The organism is Pseudoalteromonas sp. 78C3 (assembly GCF_002836695.1).
In the GTDB taxonomy this organism is placed as follows: Bacteria; Pseudomonadota; Gammaproteobacteria; order Enterobacterales; family Alteromonadaceae; genus Pseudoalteromonas; species Pseudoalteromonas arctica.
Genome location: NZ_PJAV01000114.1, coordinates 1 through 19,158, shown reverse-complemented (window position 1 = coordinate 19,158; position 19,158 = coordinate 1). Strand labels below are relative to the sequence as shown.

18 protein-coding genes are annotated in these 19,158 nt (G+C 39.1%); 17 read left to right on the top strand and 1 reads right to left on the bottom strand.

Annotation, left to right across the window (positions count from 1 at the left end):
- Nucleotides 1-1,033 precede the first annotated feature (1,033 nt).
- The 15 genes from mioC to glmU all read left to right on the top strand — a co-directional run bounded on the left by mioC (nucleotide 1,034) and on the right by glmU (nucleotide 14,919).
- On the top strand, nucleotides 1,034-1,483 hold the full coding sequence (gene mioC, locus CXF76_RS04230; RefSeq protein ID WP_024607966.1) for an FMN-binding protein MioC: 450 nt from the start codon (nucleotides 1,034-1,036) through the stop codon (nucleotides 1,481-1,483).
- Between the two features lie 428 nt (nucleotides 1,484-1,911).
- Nucleotides 1,912-3,801, top strand: coding sequence for a tRNA uridine-5-carboxymethylaminomethyl(34) synthesis enzyme MnmG (gene mnmG, locus CXF76_RS04225; protein WP_007585991.1), 1,890 nt, complete (start codon nucleotides 1,912-1,914; stop codon nucleotides 3,799-3,801).
- A gap of 15 nt (nucleotides 3,802-3,816) precedes the next feature.
- Nucleotides 3,817-4,437, top strand: coding sequence for a 16S rRNA (guanine(527)-N(7))-methyltransferase RsmG (gene rsmG / locus CXF76_RS04220; RefSeq protein ID WP_007585988.1), 621 nt, complete (start codon nucleotides 3,817-3,819; stop codon nucleotides 4,435-4,437).
- 14 nt (nucleotides 4,438-4,451) lie between these two features.
- Nucleotides 4,452-5,237 (top strand): ParA family protein, encoded by a 786-nt coding sequence (locus tag CXF76_RS04215; RefSeq protein ID WP_004335235.1) that lies wholly within the window; start codon nucleotides 4,452-4,454, stop codon nucleotides 5,235-5,237.
- 20 nt (nucleotides 5,238-5,257) lie between these two features.
- Entirely contained in the window at nucleotides 5,258-6,181 is a 924-nt protein-coding gene (locus tag CXF76_RS04210) for a ParB/RepB/Spo0J family partition protein (protein WP_101163107.1), read from the top strand.
- A gap of 142 nt (nucleotides 6,182-6,323) precedes the next feature.
- The gene (locus tag CXF76_RS04205; RefSeq protein ID WP_007585983.1) at nucleotides 6,324-6,704 is read left to right on the top strand and encodes an ATP synthase subunit I; all 381 of its coding nucleotides are present in this window, start codon (nucleotides 6,324-6,326) and stop codon (nucleotides 6,702-6,704) included.
- A 15-nt stretch (nucleotides 6,705-6,719) separates the two neighbouring features.
- Nucleotides 6,720-7,577, top strand: coding sequence for a F0F1 ATP synthase subunit A (atpB, locus tag CXF76_RS04200; RefSeq protein WP_101163106.1), 858 nt, complete (start codon nucleotides 6,720-6,722; stop codon nucleotides 7,575-7,577).
- A 61-nt stretch (nucleotides 7,578-7,638) separates the two neighbouring features.
- Nucleotides 7,639-7,881, top strand: a complete 243-nt coding sequence (gene atpE, locus CXF76_RS04195) for a F0F1 ATP synthase subunit C (RefSeq protein WP_007585980.1) — start codon at nucleotides 7,639-7,641, stop codon at nucleotides 7,879-7,881.
- 41 nt (nucleotides 7,882-7,922) lie between these two features.
- Nucleotides 7,923-8,393: a F0F1 ATP synthase subunit B gene (gene atpF / locus CXF76_RS04190; RefSeq protein WP_004335264.1), complete on the top strand. Its 471-nt coding sequence runs from the start codon at nucleotides 7,923-7,925 to the stop codon at nucleotides 8,391-8,393.
- Nucleotides 8,394-8,409: 16 nt separating this feature from the next.
- On the top strand, nucleotides 8,410-8,943 hold the full coding sequence (gene atpH / locus CXF76_RS04185) for a F0F1 ATP synthase subunit delta (RefSeq protein ID WP_007585978.1): 534 nt from the start codon (nucleotides 8,410-8,412) through the stop codon (nucleotides 8,941-8,943).
- Nucleotides 8,944-8,957: 14 nt separating this feature from the next.
- Nucleotides 8,958-10,499 carry a F0F1 ATP synthase subunit alpha gene (gene atpA / locus CXF76_RS04180; protein WP_007585976.1) on the top strand — a complete coding sequence of 514 codons (1,542 nt, stop codon included), beginning with the start codon at nucleotides 8,958-8,960 and terminating at the stop codon, nucleotides 10,497-10,499.
- A 60-nt stretch (nucleotides 10,500-10,559) separates the two neighbouring features.
- Entirely contained in the window at nucleotides 10,560-11,420 is an 861-nt protein-coding gene (atpG, locus tag CXF76_RS04175; RefSeq protein ID WP_007585974.1) for a F0F1 ATP synthase subunit gamma, read from the top strand.
- A 33-nt stretch (nucleotides 11,421-11,453) separates the two neighbouring features.
- The gene (gene atpD / locus CXF76_RS04170; RefSeq protein WP_007585971.1) at nucleotides 11,454-12,839 is read left to right on the top strand and encodes a F0F1 ATP synthase subunit beta; all 1,386 of its coding nucleotides are present in this window, start codon (nucleotides 11,454-11,456) and stop codon (nucleotides 12,837-12,839) included.
- A 13-nt stretch (nucleotides 12,840-12,852) separates the two neighbouring features.
- Nucleotides 12,853-13,275 carry a F0F1 ATP synthase subunit epsilon gene (locus tag CXF76_RS04165; protein ID WP_007377666.1) on the top strand — a complete coding sequence of 141 codons (423 nt, stop codon included), beginning with the start codon at nucleotides 12,853-12,855 and terminating at the stop codon, nucleotides 13,273-13,275.
- A 285-nt stretch (nucleotides 13,276-13,560) separates the two neighbouring features.
- A complete protein-coding gene (gene glmU, locus CXF76_RS04160; RefSeq protein WP_101163105.1) occupies nucleotides 13,561-14,919 on the top strand; it encodes a bifunctional UDP-N-acetylglucosamine diphosphorylase/glucosamine-1-phosphate N-acetyltransferase GlmU in 1,359 nt (452 codons plus the stop codon).
- A gap of 27 nt (nucleotides 14,920-14,946) precedes the next feature.
- Here the strand turns inward: glmU and CXF76_RS04155 are convergent, their stop codons facing one another.
- Nucleotides 14,947-15,789 carry a LytR/AlgR family response regulator transcription factor gene (locus CXF76_RS04155; RefSeq protein ID WP_101163104.1) on the bottom strand — a complete coding sequence of 281 codons (843 nt, stop codon included), beginning with the start codon at nucleotides 15,787-15,789 and terminating at the stop codon, nucleotides 14,947-14,949.
- A gap of 144 nt (nucleotides 15,790-15,933) precedes the next feature.
- On the opposite strand from CXF76_RS04155, the gene CXF76_RS04150 reads away from it, so the two are divergent.
- Nucleotides 15,934-17,163 carry an acyltransferase family protein gene (locus CXF76_RS04150; protein ID WP_101163103.1) on the top strand — a complete coding sequence of 410 codons (1,230 nt, stop codon included), beginning with the start codon at nucleotides 15,934-15,936 and terminating at the stop codon, nucleotides 17,161-17,163.
- An 83-nt stretch (nucleotides 17,164-17,246) separates the two neighbouring features.
- Nucleotides 17,247-19,040, top strand: coding sequence for a choice-of-anchor I family protein (locus CXF76_RS04145; RefSeq protein ID WP_101163102.1), 1,794 nt, complete (start codon nucleotides 17,247-17,249; stop codon nucleotides 19,038-19,040).
- Nucleotides 19,041-19,158 lie beyond the last annotated feature (118 nt).

The window sequence follows — 19,158 nt, the reverse complement described above, 5'->3', positions numbered from 1 at the left end:
TGTAAAATATGTATTTGTACACCTGATGTCTGCAAATTACTGCCAATAAAATCATATCCAAAACTATCTTTATTACGTGCTAAGAGAGGTCTGATTATATAGAGTAGACAATAGTGAAAGTGCTTATTGAGGAATTAATAGCACAAATCACACTATTATTAAGGTTAAAATCGATACATTTTTAAACAACCGCACGCTTTAATAGCGTTATATGTCATACAAAAAGTAGTTATAAATGGCTTCCTTATCCTTACTTTAGCGCACAAAAATGCACTAAAACACACCTCATACACGCAAAAAATGATGCTATTCGCTCAATTAAAGAGCTAAAAAACACTGATTAGTACTCTAAAAAGCTTACTTTTGACAACATATAATTTGATGATCACTGTGATTTTTAAATAAAATAACTCAACTGCTAAGTATTCAAAACTTTTGATCTGCTTACTCCACCAGCAAAATTAATAAAAATAGCAGCTCTAAATTCGCATAAAATTAAAAATACCGAGATCACTTATCCACAATACCTAATTTTCAGCTCAAATAAATACCAAAACTAGGTAAATCAGCCGCAAAAACCTCATGATCAATTGAAATTTAACTATTTATGAACTTATTTTTAATTAATTTCATTAGATCTCCTTTATTAGATCATTTTTAAAAATTATTTTCGATCTAAATTTAAGGTTATCAACAGGCTTTATATCCACATTATGATCAACATGTATTTTTAATTGAGATATTTACAATTTAATTTTTTACTGACAAGTAATATCAATAACTTAGCGAATATAAAACAACCTAAAAAAAAGTTTAAGCAGAGCTTTCCCCACTGTTATCAACAACTTGATCAGAAGATTACATTTAAAGATAATTTGTTAAACACTATATTATCAACAACTTAAAGACACAGTTTTGAATGAGTGTAAAATTACCGCAAAAATAGTTATACAAAAAAGCACTCTTAACTTTACTGTTATCCTCACTCAGTTATCATAGGCGGCAATTAAAACCAATGTGATCACTAATATTCATGAGTTCAGTAAATCTTATTGTCGGCAGCCAAATGGGATCAGCCGAATATGTTGCAGAGCAATTAAGCGACGCGCTTAATAACCGTGGTATTACTACGCAACTACATGATCAACCTGAATTTAGCGATATTGATCAGCAAAATACCATTTGGTTAATTTGCACATCAACTTATGGTGCAGGTGATTACCCTGAAAATCTTATTAGTTTTGTTGAAGATGTAACTCAAGCAGATGATTTATCTGAATTAAAATATTCAGTAATCGCTTTAGGCGACACTAGTTATGACACTTATAACCTAGCAGGACGTAATATAGATGCCTTATTAACTCAAAAAGGCGCTATAAAAGTAGCAGAACGTTTAGAGCTTAATATTCTCGATGAAGCACTACCAGAAGACACTGCATTAACATGGTTAGACTCTTGGATAGCTCAAACAGGCATAAAATAGATAGATCAAGTAAAAAGTTATATATAAAGTTACCCACAATTTACTAATAATTTAATAGGTTTTGTGGATAAAGATTGAATAAACTGCGTTTTAAAGCATGCTTATCCATGGGATAAGATCCAACTGATTCAACCCTGTGCATAAAGTGCCTTTTTGATCAGAGCTTATTTGCTGGATGATCCGATCATATTAACACCTTTAGATCTGATCTAATTTCATGTTTTAAATGAAGATCTAAACCTTATCAACAGAAAAGTCGATCAGTAGTAGTAATAGTAATAAAAGATCTCTTTAAAAGATCCTTTATATTATTAGAGATCACATACTTAGATCTTGCCCTTTGTTTAATCATTTATCTTCTGCCAATTTCTAGGTAGAATACGCTCCCTTTTGAAGTTTACCGGTTTGATTTAAGTAGGATCCCATTAATGATTTTTCACGAAAATTTTGACGTTATCGTAGTAGGTGGTGGACATGCTGGCACTGAAGCCGCATTAGCAGCTGCCCGTATGGGGATGAATACCCTGCTACTGACTCACAATATGGATACCCTTGGTCAAATGTCTTGCAACCCAGCAATTGGTGGGATTGGCAAAGGTCATTTGGTAAAAGAGATCGACGCGCTTGGTGGTGCAATGGCACAGGCCATTGATAAAGGCGGGATCCAATTTCGTACACTAAATTCTTCAAAAGGACCTGCTGTTCGTGCTACTCGAGCACAAGCAGATCGTGCTTTGTACAAAGCGGCTATTCAAACAACATTACAAAACCAAGATAACCTTAAGATTTTTCAACAATCATGTGATGATCTTATTGTTGAAAACGATCGTGTTACTGGCGTAGTAACTCAAATGGGTTTACGTTTTAGTGCACCAAGTGTTGTTTTAACCGTGGGTACTTTTTTAGGCGGCTTAATTCATATTGGTTTAGAAAATTATAAAGGCGGTCGTGCAGGCGATCCTCCTTCAATCGCTTTAGCTGATCGCTTACGTGAACATCCATTTAGAGTTGATCGTTTAAAAACAGGTACACCGCCACGTATTGATGCACGTACTGTTGATTTTACAAAAATGGAAGCACAGCCAGGTGATACACCAACTCCTGTGTTTTCGTTTATGGGTAAACAATCAGATCACCCACAACAGATACCGTGTTACATAACTTACACAAACGAAAAAACACATGATGTTATTCGTAAAAACTTACATCGCTCACCTATGTACTCAGGTGTTATTGAAGGTATTGGTCCACGATACTGCCCTTCAATTGAAGATAAAATTGTTCGTTTTGCAGATAAAGATAAACATCAAATATTTGTTGAGCCTGAAGGTTTAACATCATACGAATTATACCCAAATGGTATTTCGACTAGTTTACCGTTTGATGTACAACTTGAAATTGTGCAATCGATTACAGGTTTTGAAAATGCACATATTTGTCGACCTGGTTACGCAATTGAATATGATTACTTTGATCCACGTGATTTAAAACAATCTTTAGAAACTAAATTTATTGAAGGTTTATTTTTTGCGGGTCAAATTAACGGTACTACCGGCTATGAAGAAGCGGGTGCACAAGGCTTAATTGCAGGTATGAATGCTGCACTAAAAGTGCAAGGCAAAGATTCTTGGACACCACGTCGTGATGAAGCTTACGTTGGCGTATTAATCGACGACTTAGCAACACTGGGTACAAAAGAACCATACCGTATGTTTACCAGTCGTGCCGAATACCGTTTATTACTTCGTGAAGATAATGCTGATATTCGTTTAACTGAAAAAGGCCGTGAGCTAGGTTTGGTTAATGACGAACGCTGGCAGGCATTTAACGAAAAAATGGAAGTAATCGAAAAAGAGAAGCAACGCATTAAAGATACGTGGATTCATAAAGATCACGCCGTTGTAGATCAAGTAAATGCATTACTGAAAACACCGCTTACACGTGAAGCAAGCTTAGAAGAATTGCTTCGTCGCCCAGAGATCCGTTATAACGATCTTATGGCTATAGAAGGGTTAGGATCTGAATTTACAAACAAAGCAGCACTTGAACAAGTTGAGATCCATACTAAGTACGCAGGTTATATTGCGCGTCAACAAGATGAGATCAACAAACAGCTTCGTCATGAGCAAACAATTTTACCAAAAGAGTTTGATTATAAAACCGTATCTGGTTTGTCAAATGAGGTAGTTGCCAAGCTTATTGAGTCGCGTCCTGACACTATTGGTCAAGCATCGCGTATTTCTGGTATCACCCCAGCGGCGATTTCGCTATTATTAGTGTATCTGAAGAAGCAAGGCTTATTACGCAAATCCGCGTAACGGTAAGGGTACATAGTGTTACAGCAACAATTAACTACATTGTTAGCGCAAACTGATATTGCGCTAACAGAAAAACAACAGCAACAGCTAGTTCGTTACGTCGAGTTATTGAATAAGTGGAATAAGGCTTATAACTTAACCTCAGTACGCTTACCTGAAGAAATGATGATTAAGCATATTATGGATAGCTTAGTTGTTGCGCCTCACTTACCCGGTCATCATTATATTGATGTTGGAACGGGTCCTGGATTACCGGGTATCGTATTAGCAATTGCATTACCTAATACACATTTTGTGTTATTAGATAGCTTAGGTAAACGTGTACGATTTTTAATGCATGTTAAGCATGAGCTTGGTCTTGATAATGTAACCCCGGTTCAGTCAAGAGTTGAAGAATATCAACCAAGTGTTAAATTAGACGGCGTACTAAGTCGTGCATTTGCTTCATTACAAGATATGGTTGACTGGTGTTCGCACTTAATCGATCATTCGGGTAAATTTATAGCACTTAAAGGCGTGTTCCCTAGCGAAGAGCTAGAGTCACTACCTGCAGGCGTTAAGTTTGAGCAAAAAATTGCATTAGAAGTACCTAATTTAGATGCACAACGACATTTAATTATTCTTTCTAAAGACTAGGGATCAGAGACACCGTGGCAAAAGTCATCGCATTAGCAAATCAAAAAGGTGGAGTGGGTAAAACTACAACCGCTGTTAACCTCGCTGCGTCTATGGCTGCAACGAAACGTAAAGTGCTGTTAATTGATCTCGATCCGCAAGGTAATGCGACTATGGGTAGTGGCGTAGATAAGTATGGCGACGTGCCAACTATTTACGACCTACTTATTGAAGATAAACCTATAGAAGACGTTATCATTAAAGAAACGTCTGGCGAATACCATATGATTGCTGCAAACGGTGATGTAACCGCTGCAGAAGTTAAATTGATGGAATTATTTGCCCGTGAAGTGCGTTTACGTAATGCACTTGAAAAAATTCAGGACCAGTACGAATTTATTTTTATCGACTGTCCACCCTCTCTAAATATGTTAACTGTTAATGCAATGGCCGCAGCTGATTCTATTTTAGTGCCAATGCAGTGTGAGTATTATGCACTTGAAGGGTTAACCGCATTAATGGATACGATTACGCAGCTTGCTAAGTTAGTGAATCCTAGCTTACAAATTGAAGGCATACTTCGTACTATGTACGACCCGCGTAACCGTTTGGCAAATGATGTATCAGAACAATTAAAACAACATTTTGGCGATAAAGTATACCGTACGGTGATCCCGCGTAATGTTCGTTTAGCTGAAGCACCTAGTTTTGGTACTCCTGCTATGTACTATGACCGGGCATCAAGTGGCGCTAAAGCATATTTAGCACTCGCTGGTGAAATGTTACGCAGAAAAGAAAAAACAGCGTCCGTTGTCGCCTAACTTTGAGGTAAAAAAATAACATGTCTGCTAAAAAACGAGGTTTAGGCCGAGGACTCGATGCACTTTTAAGTTCGTCAAAGCCTGCACCGAGCGCAAGCAAGGAACAAGACACATCAAACGTGACTGACGCTGTAAAAAATGCCGCGGCTAATAACAGTGAATTACAAAAACTTCCAATAGAGTTTTTACACTCTGGTAAATACCAACCTCGTAAAGACATGTCTGAAGAGGCGCTAGAAGAGCTTGCTAGTTCTATTCGCTCACAAGGTATTATTCAACCTATTGTTGTGCGCCCTATTGCACACAATAGCTTTGAAATTATTGCTGGTGAGCGTCGTTGGCGCGCAGCGCAAATAGCTAAGCTTGAAACAGTACCTTGTATTATTAAAGATGTACCTGATGAAGCAGCTGTTGCTATTGCACTGATAGAAAATATTCAGCGTGAAGATTTAAATGCCATGGAAGAAGCAGTTGCACTTAATCGTTTGCTAATAGAATTTGAATTAACACATCAGCAAGTAGCAGATGCGGTGGGTAAATCACGTACGACTGTAACTAACTTACTGCGTTTAAATAACTTAAATAGTGATGTAAAAATTCTGTTAGAGCATGGCGATATTGAAATGGGGCATGCTCGTTGCCTGTTAGCCCTTGAAGGTGAAGCGCAGTCAGATGCTGCTCGTTTAGCTGTAGCTAAAGCATTAACAGTTCGAGAAACTGAAAAGCTCGTACGTTCAATTTTAGAACCTTTACCTGCTAAAGAAATAACCGAAAAAGATCCAGATGTTAAGCAGTTAGAACAACAACTCGCTGAAAATCTAGGTGCTAAAGTAGAGATTAACTACAATAAAAAAGGTAAAGGTAAACTGGTTATTTCGTATACTAACCTAGATGAACTTGACGGCATTTTAAATCGTATCAATCACGACAATACCCACCATTAGTTTTCTACATGTCTAAAAAGGGACATTTGTAGCTATTTCGTGTTACAAAGCATCTACTCAAGTTGCAAAACTGGCAGGATTAAGTATAATTTCGCCAGTTTTCACACCCTAACAATTAGAACGCAATAAAGGTTAACTAAACGTGACTGATAAGTTAGCGAGTCCATATCGACTTGCCGTATTAAAGTTAATTTGCCTTCAGGGTGTTGTAGCATTAGTTGCTGCTGTAATTATTTTTTTTAGTTCGGGAGTCAATGCCTCGCTTTCATCACTCGCTGGTGGAGCTGTAGCAGTACTTCCGCACTTTGTATTTGCACTTTATGCATTCAGATATATGGGTGCAAGTCGAGCAAATCAAGCGTATGCCTCGTTGAAACGCGGCAACGGATTAAAGTTTATGCTAACAATTGTATTGTTTGCGCTAGTACTGAAGCATTTTCCGGTAATTTTATTACCCTTTTTTAGTACTTATATACTGGCGCTCTTTACTGGATTGTTCGCACCCGTTTTTTTTAAACATTAACTTTTGGGATATAACATGGCAGCAGAAGAAGTTACTCTATCTGGCCATATCCAGCACCATTTGACCAATGCTAAGATGTGTTCGACCGATACAGGTCTCGCCTTCAATAAAGCATGTACGGACAGTGGATTCTGGACATGGCATATAGATACCCTTGCATGGTCTATCGGTTTAGGTCTTATATTTTTATGGATCTTTCGTAGTGCCGCTAAAAAATCAACACTAGGTGTACCTGGGAAATTTCAGTGTTTTATTGAAATAATCGTAGAATTCGTTGGTGACAACGTACGCGATACTTTCCATGGTAAAAGCAAGCTTATTGCACCATTAGCCTTAACGATTTTCGTTTGGGTGTTCTTAATGAACTTAATGGATTTAATACCAGTTGATTTCATTCCAGCATTTGCAGGTTTCGTTGGTGAGACTGCATTTGGTATGGATTCACACGATGTGTACATGAAAATTGTACCAACGACTGACATTAATATGACTTCAGCGCTAGCGCTGGGTGTATTTATACTAATGGTTGGCTTTTCAATCAAAATAAAAGGTATTGGCGGGTTTATTAAAGAGTTAACGCTTCATCCGTTCAACTCAAATAACGTGTTCGTTCAAATTATTTTGATACCATTTAACTTATTACTTGAACTGATTGCACTCGTTTCTAAACCGTTTTCATTAGCACTACGTTTGTTTGGTAACTTATATGCTGGTGAGTTGATTTTCATCTTGATCGGCGCTATCGGTTTTATGCAACTACCGTTGCACTTTGTTTGGGCTGTATTCCATATTCTAGTTATTACATTACAAGCATTCTTATTCATGATGCTTACGATTGTATACCTAAGCATGGCAAGTTCAGATAATCACTAATTTTTAGATTTACAATTTTACTTTTACTTTTAACTTTACAATTGAAACTTTGGAGAAATAAATGGAAGCTTTAGAATTATTAACAGGCTTAAAATACATCGCAGTAGCTTTACTAATCGGTTTTGGTGCAATCGGCACAGCAATCGGTTTTGGTAACATGGGCGGTAAATTCCTTGAAGCATGTGCGCGTCAACCTGAGCTTGCACCTTCGCTACAAGTTAAGATGTTTATTCTTGCTGGTCTAATCGATGCTGTAGCAATGATTGGTGTTGGTATCGCTATGGTATTGTTGTTCGTACTTTAATTTTATTCTTTGAACAGCTTACTATTTAAGGAGGAGCGGTTGTGAATTTAAACGCCACTCTTATCGGTGAATTGATTGCGTTTACGGTGTTCGTATTATTTTGTATGAAATACGTATGGCCACCACTAAACGGTGCAATTGAAGCTCGCCAGAAAAAAATCGAAGATGGTTTAGCTGCCTCTGATAGAGCCGAAAAAGACTTAGAACTTGCGCAAAAGAAAGCTGCTGAACAGCTTAAAGATGCAAAAGCTCAAGCGGCTGATATCATTGATCAAGCTAAAAAGCGTGCAGTGCTAATTGTTGACGAAGAAACACTTCGTGGTCAACAAGAGCGTGAAAGTATCATTGCTCAAGGGCACTCTGAAGTTGAGTCTGAACGTAATCGCATAACAGAAGAACTACGTAAGCAAGTAGCAACTCTGGCAGTGATTGGCGCAGAACGTATTTTAGAGCGTGAAATTAATCAAGCCGCACATAGTGACATCGTTGAAAAACTTGTCGCTGAGCTGTAATTAGGAGGGTATGAGCATGTCTAATTTGACTACTATCGCTCGCCCATACGCTAAAGCGGCTTTTGAACTTGCCGTTGAGAAAGGCACTCTAGAAAGCTGGAATGATATGTTGTTCTTTGCAGGCCATGTAGCCAGCAATGAGCAAGCATCGTCTGTTTTAGCGAGTATGCCTACAGCTACTGCACAAGCTGAATTATTTATTCAACTTTGTGCTGAGCAGCTCAACGAACAAGGTCAGAACCTAGTTAAGGTGATGGCTGAAAATGGACGTTTGACAGCTCTACCTGAAGTTGCACAGTTATTTGCTGAATTTAAAGCAGAATACGATAAAGAAATCGAAGTAGATGTGATTTCTGCAACTCCTCTTGTTGCTGCGCAACAAGAGTCATTGGTAGCGGCACTTGAAAAACGTTTCGCACGCAAAGTTAAGCTGAATTGTAGTGAAGACGCGTCAGTGGTTGGTGGACTTATTATTAGGTCTGGCGACACTGTAATCGACGGTACTATTCGCGGTAAATTAAACCGCTTAGCTACAACACTACAATCGTAATTGGGAAAAAGAGCATGCAACTTAATTCCACTGAAATTTCAGATCTGATCAAACAACGTATTGAGAAGTTCGAAGTTGTAAGTGAAGCTCGTAACGAAGGTACTATTGTATCTGTTACTGACGGTATCATCCGCATCCACGGTCTTGCTGACTGTATGCAAGGTGAAATGATTGAGCTTCCTGGCAGCCGTTATGCTATCGCACTAAACCTTGAGCGCGACTCAATTGGTGCAGTAGTAATGGGTCCGTACGCTGACCTTACTGAAGGCGTAAAAGTATATACAACTGGTCGTATTTTAGAAGTTCCTGTTGGTCCTGGTTTACTTGGTCGTGTTGTAAACACACTAGGTGCTCCAATCGATGGTAAAGGCGCTCTAGATAACGACGGGTTTGAACCTGTAGAAAAAATTGCACCAGGTGTAATCGAGCGTAAATCTGTAGATGAGCCAGTTCAAACTGGTTATAAATCTATTGATGCGATGATTCCAGTTGGTCGTGGTCAACGTGAACTTATCATTGGGGATCGCCAAACAGGTAAAACTGCACTAGCAATCGATGCAATCATCAATCAAAAAGACACAGGCGTTAAGTGTGTGTACGTTGCGATTGGTCAAAAAGCATCTACTATTGCAAACGTAGTTCGTAAATTAGAAGAGCATGGTGCATTAGCAAATACTATCGTAGTTGTTGCATCTGCTTCTGAATCTGCGGCACTTCAGTACTTAGCACCGTTCGCGGGCTGTACTATGGGTGAATACTTCCGTGACCGTGGTGAAAACGCATTAATCGTATATGATGATTTGTCTAAGCAAGCAGTTGCTTACCGTCAAATTTCATTACTACTTAAGCGTCCACCAGGCCGTGAAGCATACCCAGGTGACGTATTCTACCTTCACTCTCGTCTTTTAGAGCGTGCATCGCGTGTAAACGCAGATTACGTTGAAAAGTTCACTAATGGTGAAGTGAAAGGTAAAACTGGTTCATTGACGGCATTGCCAATCATTGAAACTCAAGGCGGCGACGTTTCTGCGTTCGTACCGACTAACGTTATCTCTATCACCGATGGTCAGATCTTCTTAGAAACTGACTTATTCAACTCAGGTATCCGTCCGGCAGTAAATGCTGGTATCTCGGTATCGCGTGTTGGTGGTGCTGCACAAACTAAAATCGTTAAGAAACTAGGTGGCGGTATCCGTCTAGCCCTAGCTCAGTACCGTGAATTAGCTGCGTTTTCGCAGTTCGCGTCTGACCTTGATGATGCAACTCGTGCTCAACTTGAGCATGGTGAGCGTGTAACAGAGCTAATGAAGCAGAAACAGTACGCGCCAATGTCTGTTGCTGATATGTCTTTGTCGTTATTTGCTGCTGAAAAAGGCTTCCTTCAAGACATCGAAATCGCGAAAATCGGTGACTTTGAAGCAGCTTTACTTTCGTATGCAAATAGCACATACGCAGAGCTTGTGGCTCAAATCAATGAAACTGGTAACTTGAATGCCGAGATCGAAGCGCAGCTTAAAGAACTTCTAACGAAGTTCAAGTCTACGCAAACTTGGTAATTTAGTTATTAATGGTGCGCTTTAGGAAACTAAAGCACACCTTGATTCGGAGAGAGAGTCATGGCCAGCGGAAAAGAGATTAAAAGCAAGATCGGGAGTATTAAAAATACTCAAAAGATCACTAGCGCAATGGAAATGGTTGCTGCGTCTAAAATGAAAAGGGCGCAAGAACGCGTTGCTTCAAGCCGTCCATACGCTGACAAATTACGTGAAGTAATTGGTCGTGTTGCTCAAGCAAATCTTGATTTTACTCACCCGTTCTTAAAAGATCGTGAAGTGAAACGAGTTGGTTATATTGTTATCTCTACAGACCGTGGTCTGTGTGGCGGTCTAAACTCAAACGAGTTTAAGAAAGTTGCACTTGATGTTAAAGCGTGGAAAGAAAAAGGTGTTGATGCTGAATTTGCTACTTTAGGTAGTAAAGCAGCTGGCTTCTTTCAACGTTTTGGTGGTCAACTACTCGCTAAAAAAGCGGGCCTAGGAGATAAACCTTCAGTACAAGACGTTATTGGTCCTGTAAAAGTTATGCTTGATGCATTTTCTGAAGGCAAAATAGACCGTTTATTCTTGGTATATAACAAATTCGTTAATACCATGAGGCAAGAGCCAATTATAGATCAGTTACTCCCTTTGCCAAAAGCTGAAGAAGAAGTATCTGCTCACACATGGGATTACTTATACGAGCCAAATCCAGAGGCTATTTTAGAGTCTTTGTTAGTACGCTTTATTGAGTCTCAAGCATACCAAGGTGTGGTAGAAAATGCTGCCTCTGAACAGGCTGCTCGTATGGTTGCAATGAAAGCTGCAACTGATAACGCAGGTGACCTTATGGACGAGCTACAGCTTGTTTATAACAAGGCTCGCCAAGCAGCAATCACACAAGAAATTAGTGAGATTTGTTCTGGCTCAGCAGCAGTTTAATGCTTCGGGTAAAGATTAACGAGAGGAATAGACATGAGTTTAGGTAAGGTCGTCCAAATTATCGGCGCCGTTGTGGATATTGAATTTCCACAAGATAGCGTGCCAGCGGTATACCACGCACTAAGAGTAACAGATGGCGATTTAGCTGGTTTGACTCTAGAAGTTCAACAACAGCTAGGTGGCGGTGTAGTGCGTACTATCGCTATGGGTACTACTGATGGTTTACGTCGTAGTGCTTTAGTTATGAATACAGGTGAATCGATTCAAGTTCCAGTTGGTAAAGCAACACTTGGTCGTATCATGAACGTACTTGGTGAGCCAATCGATGAAGCGGGTCCAATCGGCGAAGAAGACCGTATGTCTATTCACCGTGCAGCACCTTCATACGAAGAGCAATCAAGTTCAGTTGAACTTTTAGAAACTGGTATCAAGGTTATCGACCTTGTATGTCCGTTTGCTAAAGGTGGTAAAGTTGGTTTATTCGGTGGTGCCGGTGTTGGTAAAACTGTAAACATGATGGAACTTATCCGTAACATCGCAATCGAGCACAGCGGCTACTCAGTATTCGCAGGTGTTGGTGAGCGTACACGTGAGGGTAACGATTTCTACCATGAGATGAACGATTCAAACGTACTTGATAAAGTATCGCTTGTATACGGTCAGATGAACGAGCCTCCTGGTAACCGTTTACGCGTAGCGTTAACTGGTCTTACTATGGCTGAAAAGTTCCGTGATGAAGGTCGCGATGTACTTTTCTTCGTAGATAACATCTACCGTTATACTCTTGCTGGTACAGAAGTATCTGCACTACTTGGTCGTATGCCATCAGCGGTAGGTTACCAGCCTACACTTGCTGAAGAAATGGGTGTGCTTCAAGAGCGTATCGCTTCTACTAAGACGGGTTCAATTACATCAATCCAAGCGGTATACGTACCTGCGGATGATTTAACGGATCCATCTCCAGCAACTACCTTTGCTCACTTAGACGCAACAGTAGTACTTTCACGTGATATCGCGTCACTTGGTATCTACCCAGCGGTAGACCCACTTGATTCATCTTCACGTCAACTAGACCCACAAGTAATTGGTCAAGAGCACTACGATACAGCACGTGGCGTTCAAACAGTTCTTCAGCGTTATAAAGAACTTAAAGACATCATTGCAATCCTAGGTATGGACGAGCTTTCTGACGAAGATAAGCAACTTGTATCTCGTGCACGTAAAATCCAACGTTTCCTATCTCAGCCATTCTTCGTGGCAGAGGTGTTTACAGGCGCGTCTGGTAAGTACGTATCACTAAAAGATACAATTTCTGGCTTTAAAGGCATCTTAAACGGTGAATTTGATGATATGCCAGAGCAAGCGTTCTACATGGTTGGCTCTATCGAAGAAGCTCAAGAAAAAGCCAAAGGCATGTAACTAGGAGGGTAGTATGACAGCTATGACTGTACATCTTGACGTAGTAAGCGCTGAGCAGAGTTTGTTCTCTGGTCTTGTTGAATCGATTCAAGTATCTGGTAGTGAAGGCGAGCTGGGTGTAAACCTAGGCCATGCTCCACTACTAACTGCCCTTAAACCTGGTATGGTACGTTTAGTTAAGCAATTTGGTCACGAAGATGTGATATATGTTGCTGGCGGTACATTAGAAGTTCAACCAAATCACATCACGATTCTTGCAGATACTGCGGTTCGTGGTGAAGATTTAGATGAAGATTCTGTACAAAAGGCTAAACGTGAAGCTGAAGAACATATGGCGAATTCGTCAGCTGTTGAGTTTGATTATCAGCAAGCGGCTACGCGACTGGCAGAAGCAGTTGCTCAGTTACGCGTAATTCAGCAATTACGTCACAAGTAAGCCTATCCGGTTTGTAAAAAGCCCACTTTAAGTGGGCTTTTTTGTGCCTGTTACTTTTGTATTTACACTAAATACCTTAGTCCGATTATTATCTACACTTTTACACTTATATCCTGCCGGAATCCTCGCTACAATAACGTCATCCAATTAAGTGTGTTTTTTCAGTCAAGATTCAGTACTAATAAACTAACCTACTGAGTATCTGCACAAGAAGTGATTTACGTAATCTTCTGATCGAACATAAGACTTATTTAGCTAAAACAACGAAAAAAGGAAATTGTTTTAATGGCTCTAACAACTATTATTCTTGCTGCGGGTAAAGGTACTCGTATGCGCTCTGCTTTACCTAAAGTTTTGCACAAAGTTGCAGGTAAACCAATGGTGCAGCACGTTATTGATAATGCGATGGCATTAGGTGCAACGACTACAAACCTAGTTTACGGACACGGCGGCGAACTATTACAACAACAACTTGCCGATAACAATGTAAATTGGGTACTTCAAGCTGAACAACTTGGTACTGGCCACGCAGTAGCGCAAGCCAACTCTCATGTTAATGATGAAGACACTGTATTAATTTTATACGGTGATGTACCACTAACAAAGCAATCAACACTAGAGCGTTTATTAGCCGCAACACCTAAAAATGGTTTAGCTGTATTAACGGTAAATTTGGTAAACCCAAATGGCTATGGTCGAATGCTTCGTGCCGGTGGTAAGTTAGTTGGTATTGTTGAGCAAAAAGATTCAAGCCCAGAGCAGTTACTTATTAACGAAGTAAATACAGGCATTATGGCTGTTAACGGTAAGCTATTAAAAACATGGTTAGGTAACTTATCTAACAATAATGCACAAGGCGAGTACTACTTAACAGATATCGTTGCAATGGCTCACAGTGAAGGCGTAGAAATCACTTCAGCTCAGCCAGACCATGCAATGGAAGTTGAGGGCGCAAATAACCGCGTACAACTTGCAGGCTTAGAGCGCGCTTACCAAGCATGGCAAGCAGAAGAGTTAATGTTAAATGGCGCAACACTTGCTGACCCTGCGCGTATTGATGTGCGAGGAACAGTTACCACCGGTGAAGATGTACTTATCGACGTAAACGTTATTTTTGAAGGCACGGTCACGCTTGGTAATAATGTACAAATAGGTCCTAACTGTGTCCTTAAAAATTGTAGTATTGGTGATAACGTTATTATTAAAGCTAATACACTGATTGAAGATGCCACAGTTGCAGATAAGTGTACGCTTGGTCCTTATGCTCGCCTTCGCCCAGGGGCTGTAATGGAAGAAGACTCACACATTGGTAACTTTGTTGAGATGAAAAAAACCCGTCTAGGTAAAGGCTCTAAAGCCAACCACTTAAGTTATTTAGGTGATGCTGAAATTGGCGAAAAAGTGAATATTGGCGCTGGCACTATTACCTGTAACTACGATGGTGTTAACAAAGCAAAAACTATTATTGGCGATAATGCCTTTATTGGTTCTAATTCATCACTCGTTGCCCCAGTAAATATAGGCGCAACTGCAACAATTGGTGCAGGCTCTGTGATCACCAGTACCGTTGAAGATGACCAATTAGCAATTGCACGCTCTAAACAGCGTAATTTAACTGGTTGGAAACGCCCAGTTAAAAAATGACAATAGAGGCTACTTAGGTAGCCTTTTTTATTTTAGTTGAAGTTTAAATTGCTCTTTATAGCGTCTAGACAAGTTAAGTACTTTACCTGTAGTTAATTTTATTTCACTGTCGCCACTGGGTAGTGGTGTAATAGACTCCACTTTATCGAGTTTTACGCCATGGCTGCGGTGAATTCTACAAAACCCCTGCACTTCAAGTTGTTTACTTAATGCTGTAAGCGTTGCCCTTAACGGATATATACGTGAGCCTATATGTAGGTTTACATAATTACCCGACGATTCAAGCCAATCAACATCCTCTATTTTTATAATGAATTCTTTTCCGAGCTTTTTAACTAATAGGCGGTTTATGGTCGATGTTGTTTGCTGCTCACTTTCTTCAATTGAAGAGGCTTCACCTAGTAACTGCTGCACCACATATTGATATACTTTGATAAGTACGATGAAAAACACAAAGCTTATAGCGTCTTTCTGGTATTCATAAATAAGCTCAAACCAGCTAAGTCCAAAGTTGTAAGACCTATCATTCAACAAATATATGAATTTACGAACCCCTACCATAATACCAACGTGTAACACGCTAAATATAATAGAGGCACCAAAGTACATACCTAATGAGGCCGTAATATTTTGCCAATTAAAAGATAAGTGTCTTAAAAACCAAATTAAAATAGGGAATATAAGCAAAGTACTCAAGGCACTTGAATACTCCCAAACAAATGGCTCCCACATTAAAAAAGTTAAAGCCCCTTCTCTTTGGGCTTCCATTATTTGGGTTGTAGCGTTTACTGTATTATTAATTAATACGTAAGCACACAGTAATACTGATGCGTAAATGCTTTGAAAACGTTGAAAGTGCTGTAGGTTCATAAATGTATGCTTATTGCTGACGTGGCACGCTTATCCCTGCATACCACCTTTTATCACTATTGCTTGTAATATAAGCACTTATAGATAGTTTTAGCGAGAGCTTTAGGTATGAATAACGCATAACATACATAAAGTAGTAAAAGCATGAGCACTCAAGTACAACAACCTTCATTAGTTAATTCGCGTAAATATTATCTTGATTGGCTTAGGGTAATCGCATTTGCGTCGCTAATTTTTTATCACATTGGCATGTTGTATAGCGAAAACTGGGGATTTCATTTTAAAAGTAATTATACATCACAGTATGTTGAATATTTAATGTTGGTGTTTTCACCTTGGCGCATGTTGCTCATTTGGTTTATTTCGGGCGTAGCACTGCGTTTTATGATTGATAAAGTAAGCAGCTTTAAATCTTGGTTACATTTCACCTTATACCGTTCTATTTTTTTACTATTACCCTTGCTGGTGGGACTATGGCTAATAGTGCCTTTACAGCTGTTTGCAGAAATGTCACAGCACGGTGTTATTGATATTAGCTATTGGCAATTTTATTTAGCTTTTATAGAGACAAACAATACGCTTTTTATTAATTATCAGTCTGGAGTGTGGCCGAATGTGGATGTAAATCACTTATGGTATTTGCGCTCGTTGTGGCAATTTATGCTGATCATTATCGTTTTAACTCTTTTTGCACGCTTGCCTTTTCTTACGCCTTTAAAAACATTTGTTAAAGGGGATATGTCATTTGGGCTTTTAATTACCTTGCTCACTATTGCCGTACTATTTACAAGCCATTACTTAACTGGCGATTCAATCAGAGAGACTAACGGCTTAATACTGCTACTCGCAGGATACATACTTGCCAAAAACACTTACTTTTGGAACTGCTTAAATAAAAACTTGGTATTACTAGCTTTGAGTTTTGCGGTTTTGTTTGTACTTATAATATTAAGTTATCAGAAGGTGTTTACTCTTCCTCATTTTATTTTAAGCGCTAGCTACAATATTCAACGTGTTGTAGGTGTATTTTTTGTACTCGCGTTCGCTCACCGATTTTTAAATTTTAATACTTACTATTTAAAACAGCTCAATGTATGGGTGTTTCCCTTTTATTTATTGCATCAAAGCATTTTGATTATTTTGTGTTTTTTACTACAGCCTTTAAGTTTAGGGCCTGTTGCTGAACCATTCATCATTATTACAGGGACTTGGTCTTTTTGCGGTGTTATTACATGGGGTATTACACGTATTGATGTACTTAGACCTTTGCTAGGGGTTGCAATTAAACGAGATTATTCCCCGACTGTAAAAATTCTTGGTTATACGGCCGCTTTAATTTTAATAACTCCGCTAGCGTATAAGCTAATTACTTAGGCTGAGGGGCTGTATTAAAACTGCCATAATCTTGTCATGCCGGTGTGTTGATATTTAGCAAATACAATACTAAGGAAAATTACATGTTTAAAAAATCAATTATTGCGCTGTCACTTATATCTGTTCTTACTGGTTGCTCACTTGATGGTGACGATGGTCAAAACGGCTCTCAAGGATTACAGGGAGAACAAGGCACAGGTGGGACTAATGGGTTAAATGGTATAAATGCCAATTCAGCATTAAATATTAACCTTGTGGGTAGAGGTGTATTAAATGCACAAAGCCCAGAAGGTGCAGCTGAAATAGTTGCATATCAAGCATCTAAAAAATGGATTTACGCTATTAACAGTTCAGGTGATGACGCTGTTGTTAATATTTTACCCGCCGACACCTTTGATACTGCCGCACTCGTTAAAGATAACGAAGGGGTTATAAACGGCACAAATTTAACATCCGTTATTACGTTGCCTTTAAACGAGTTCACCCAAGGCGATGCGAACAGCATTGCTATTGATGAAAATAACAATCTACTTGTAGTGGCAATGGCTGCTGAAAGCACGGGTGATACAGGTCAAATTGCTTTTTACGATATAAGCGGCGACTCACCTGTATTTATTAAAAATGTTACAGTCGGATTTTTACCAGACATGGTGACGTTCACCCATGATGGCGCAAAAGCAGTGGTTGCTAACGAAGGTGAACCAAGTGATGACTACAGCGTAGATCCTGAAGGTTCTATTAGTATTATCGATATAACAAATAATGTAATAGCCGATACAGCAATAAATATTGATTTTAAAGCCTATAACAACAAACAAACCGAACTAGAAGCGCAAGGGGTAGTTTTTGCAAACCCAAATGGTCGTACTATTAACGGTAATCTAATAAATACCACAGTAGCTATGGATTTAGAGCCCGAGTACGTTAGCATTTCTAAAGATAACAAATATGCTTATGTATCTATTCAAGAAAATAATGCACTTGCAATAGTTAACCTACAAGACAACAGTCTTGAGCTAAAGGGCTTAGGCTTTAAAGATTGGTCAAGCTTACAACTTGATGCCTCAGATAAAGACGGCGGCGTTAATTTTAAATCATACCCAGGGCTCTATGGTATGTACCAGCCCGATACTATCTCAAGCTTTAGTTGGAAAGGCGCTAACTTTATAGTCACTGCCAACGAAGGTGACGCAAGAGAATACTTTTTTGATACAACGAATGAAGCAGACTGTATAGCAAAGGGCGGACTTGATTACGATAAAGACGATGGCTGCTTAGCTTATATAGATGAAAGCCGCGTTGAAGACTTAACTCTTGCTGCTAATTTTGATTACTTAAATAATGACGATAATGATATTGGTCGCTTAAAAGTAACAACAATAAAAGGCGATACCAATAACGACGGACAATACGAATCGCTTTACGGCTATGGCGCACGTTCTTTTACTATTTGGGATAGCAATGGGCTGGTGGTTTTTGATTCAGGTGACGATATAGCACGTATAACAGCATCTGTGCATGGTGAATCATTTAACAACAATGAAGATGAAAACAAAGGTGACTCACGTTCAGATGATAAAGGCGCAGAGCCTGAAGCGCTGACTATTGGTAAAATTGACGATCGTACATTTGCTTTTGTTGGATTAGAACGTATGGGCGGTATTATGGTTTACGACATTACTAATCCATACAATGTGCAATTTGAAGACTACTTCTATAATAGAGGCTTAATTAAAGGAGCGAATATTACAGGCGATTTGGCACCTGAAGGAATGGTATTCGTTTCAGCAGAGCAAAGTGCAACAGGAAATCCACTCTTAATTGTTGGAAATGAAATATCAGGCTCTATTGCCGTATGGGAAATAGCATCTAAATAAATCTTTAATTTTAAATAAAGCTGTGTGTTGTTTGTTTAACATACAGCTTAGTTTAAACCTTACTAATACATCATCAATTGATACATAAATTATGAGTGTTTTTTAAACTAAAAGTATC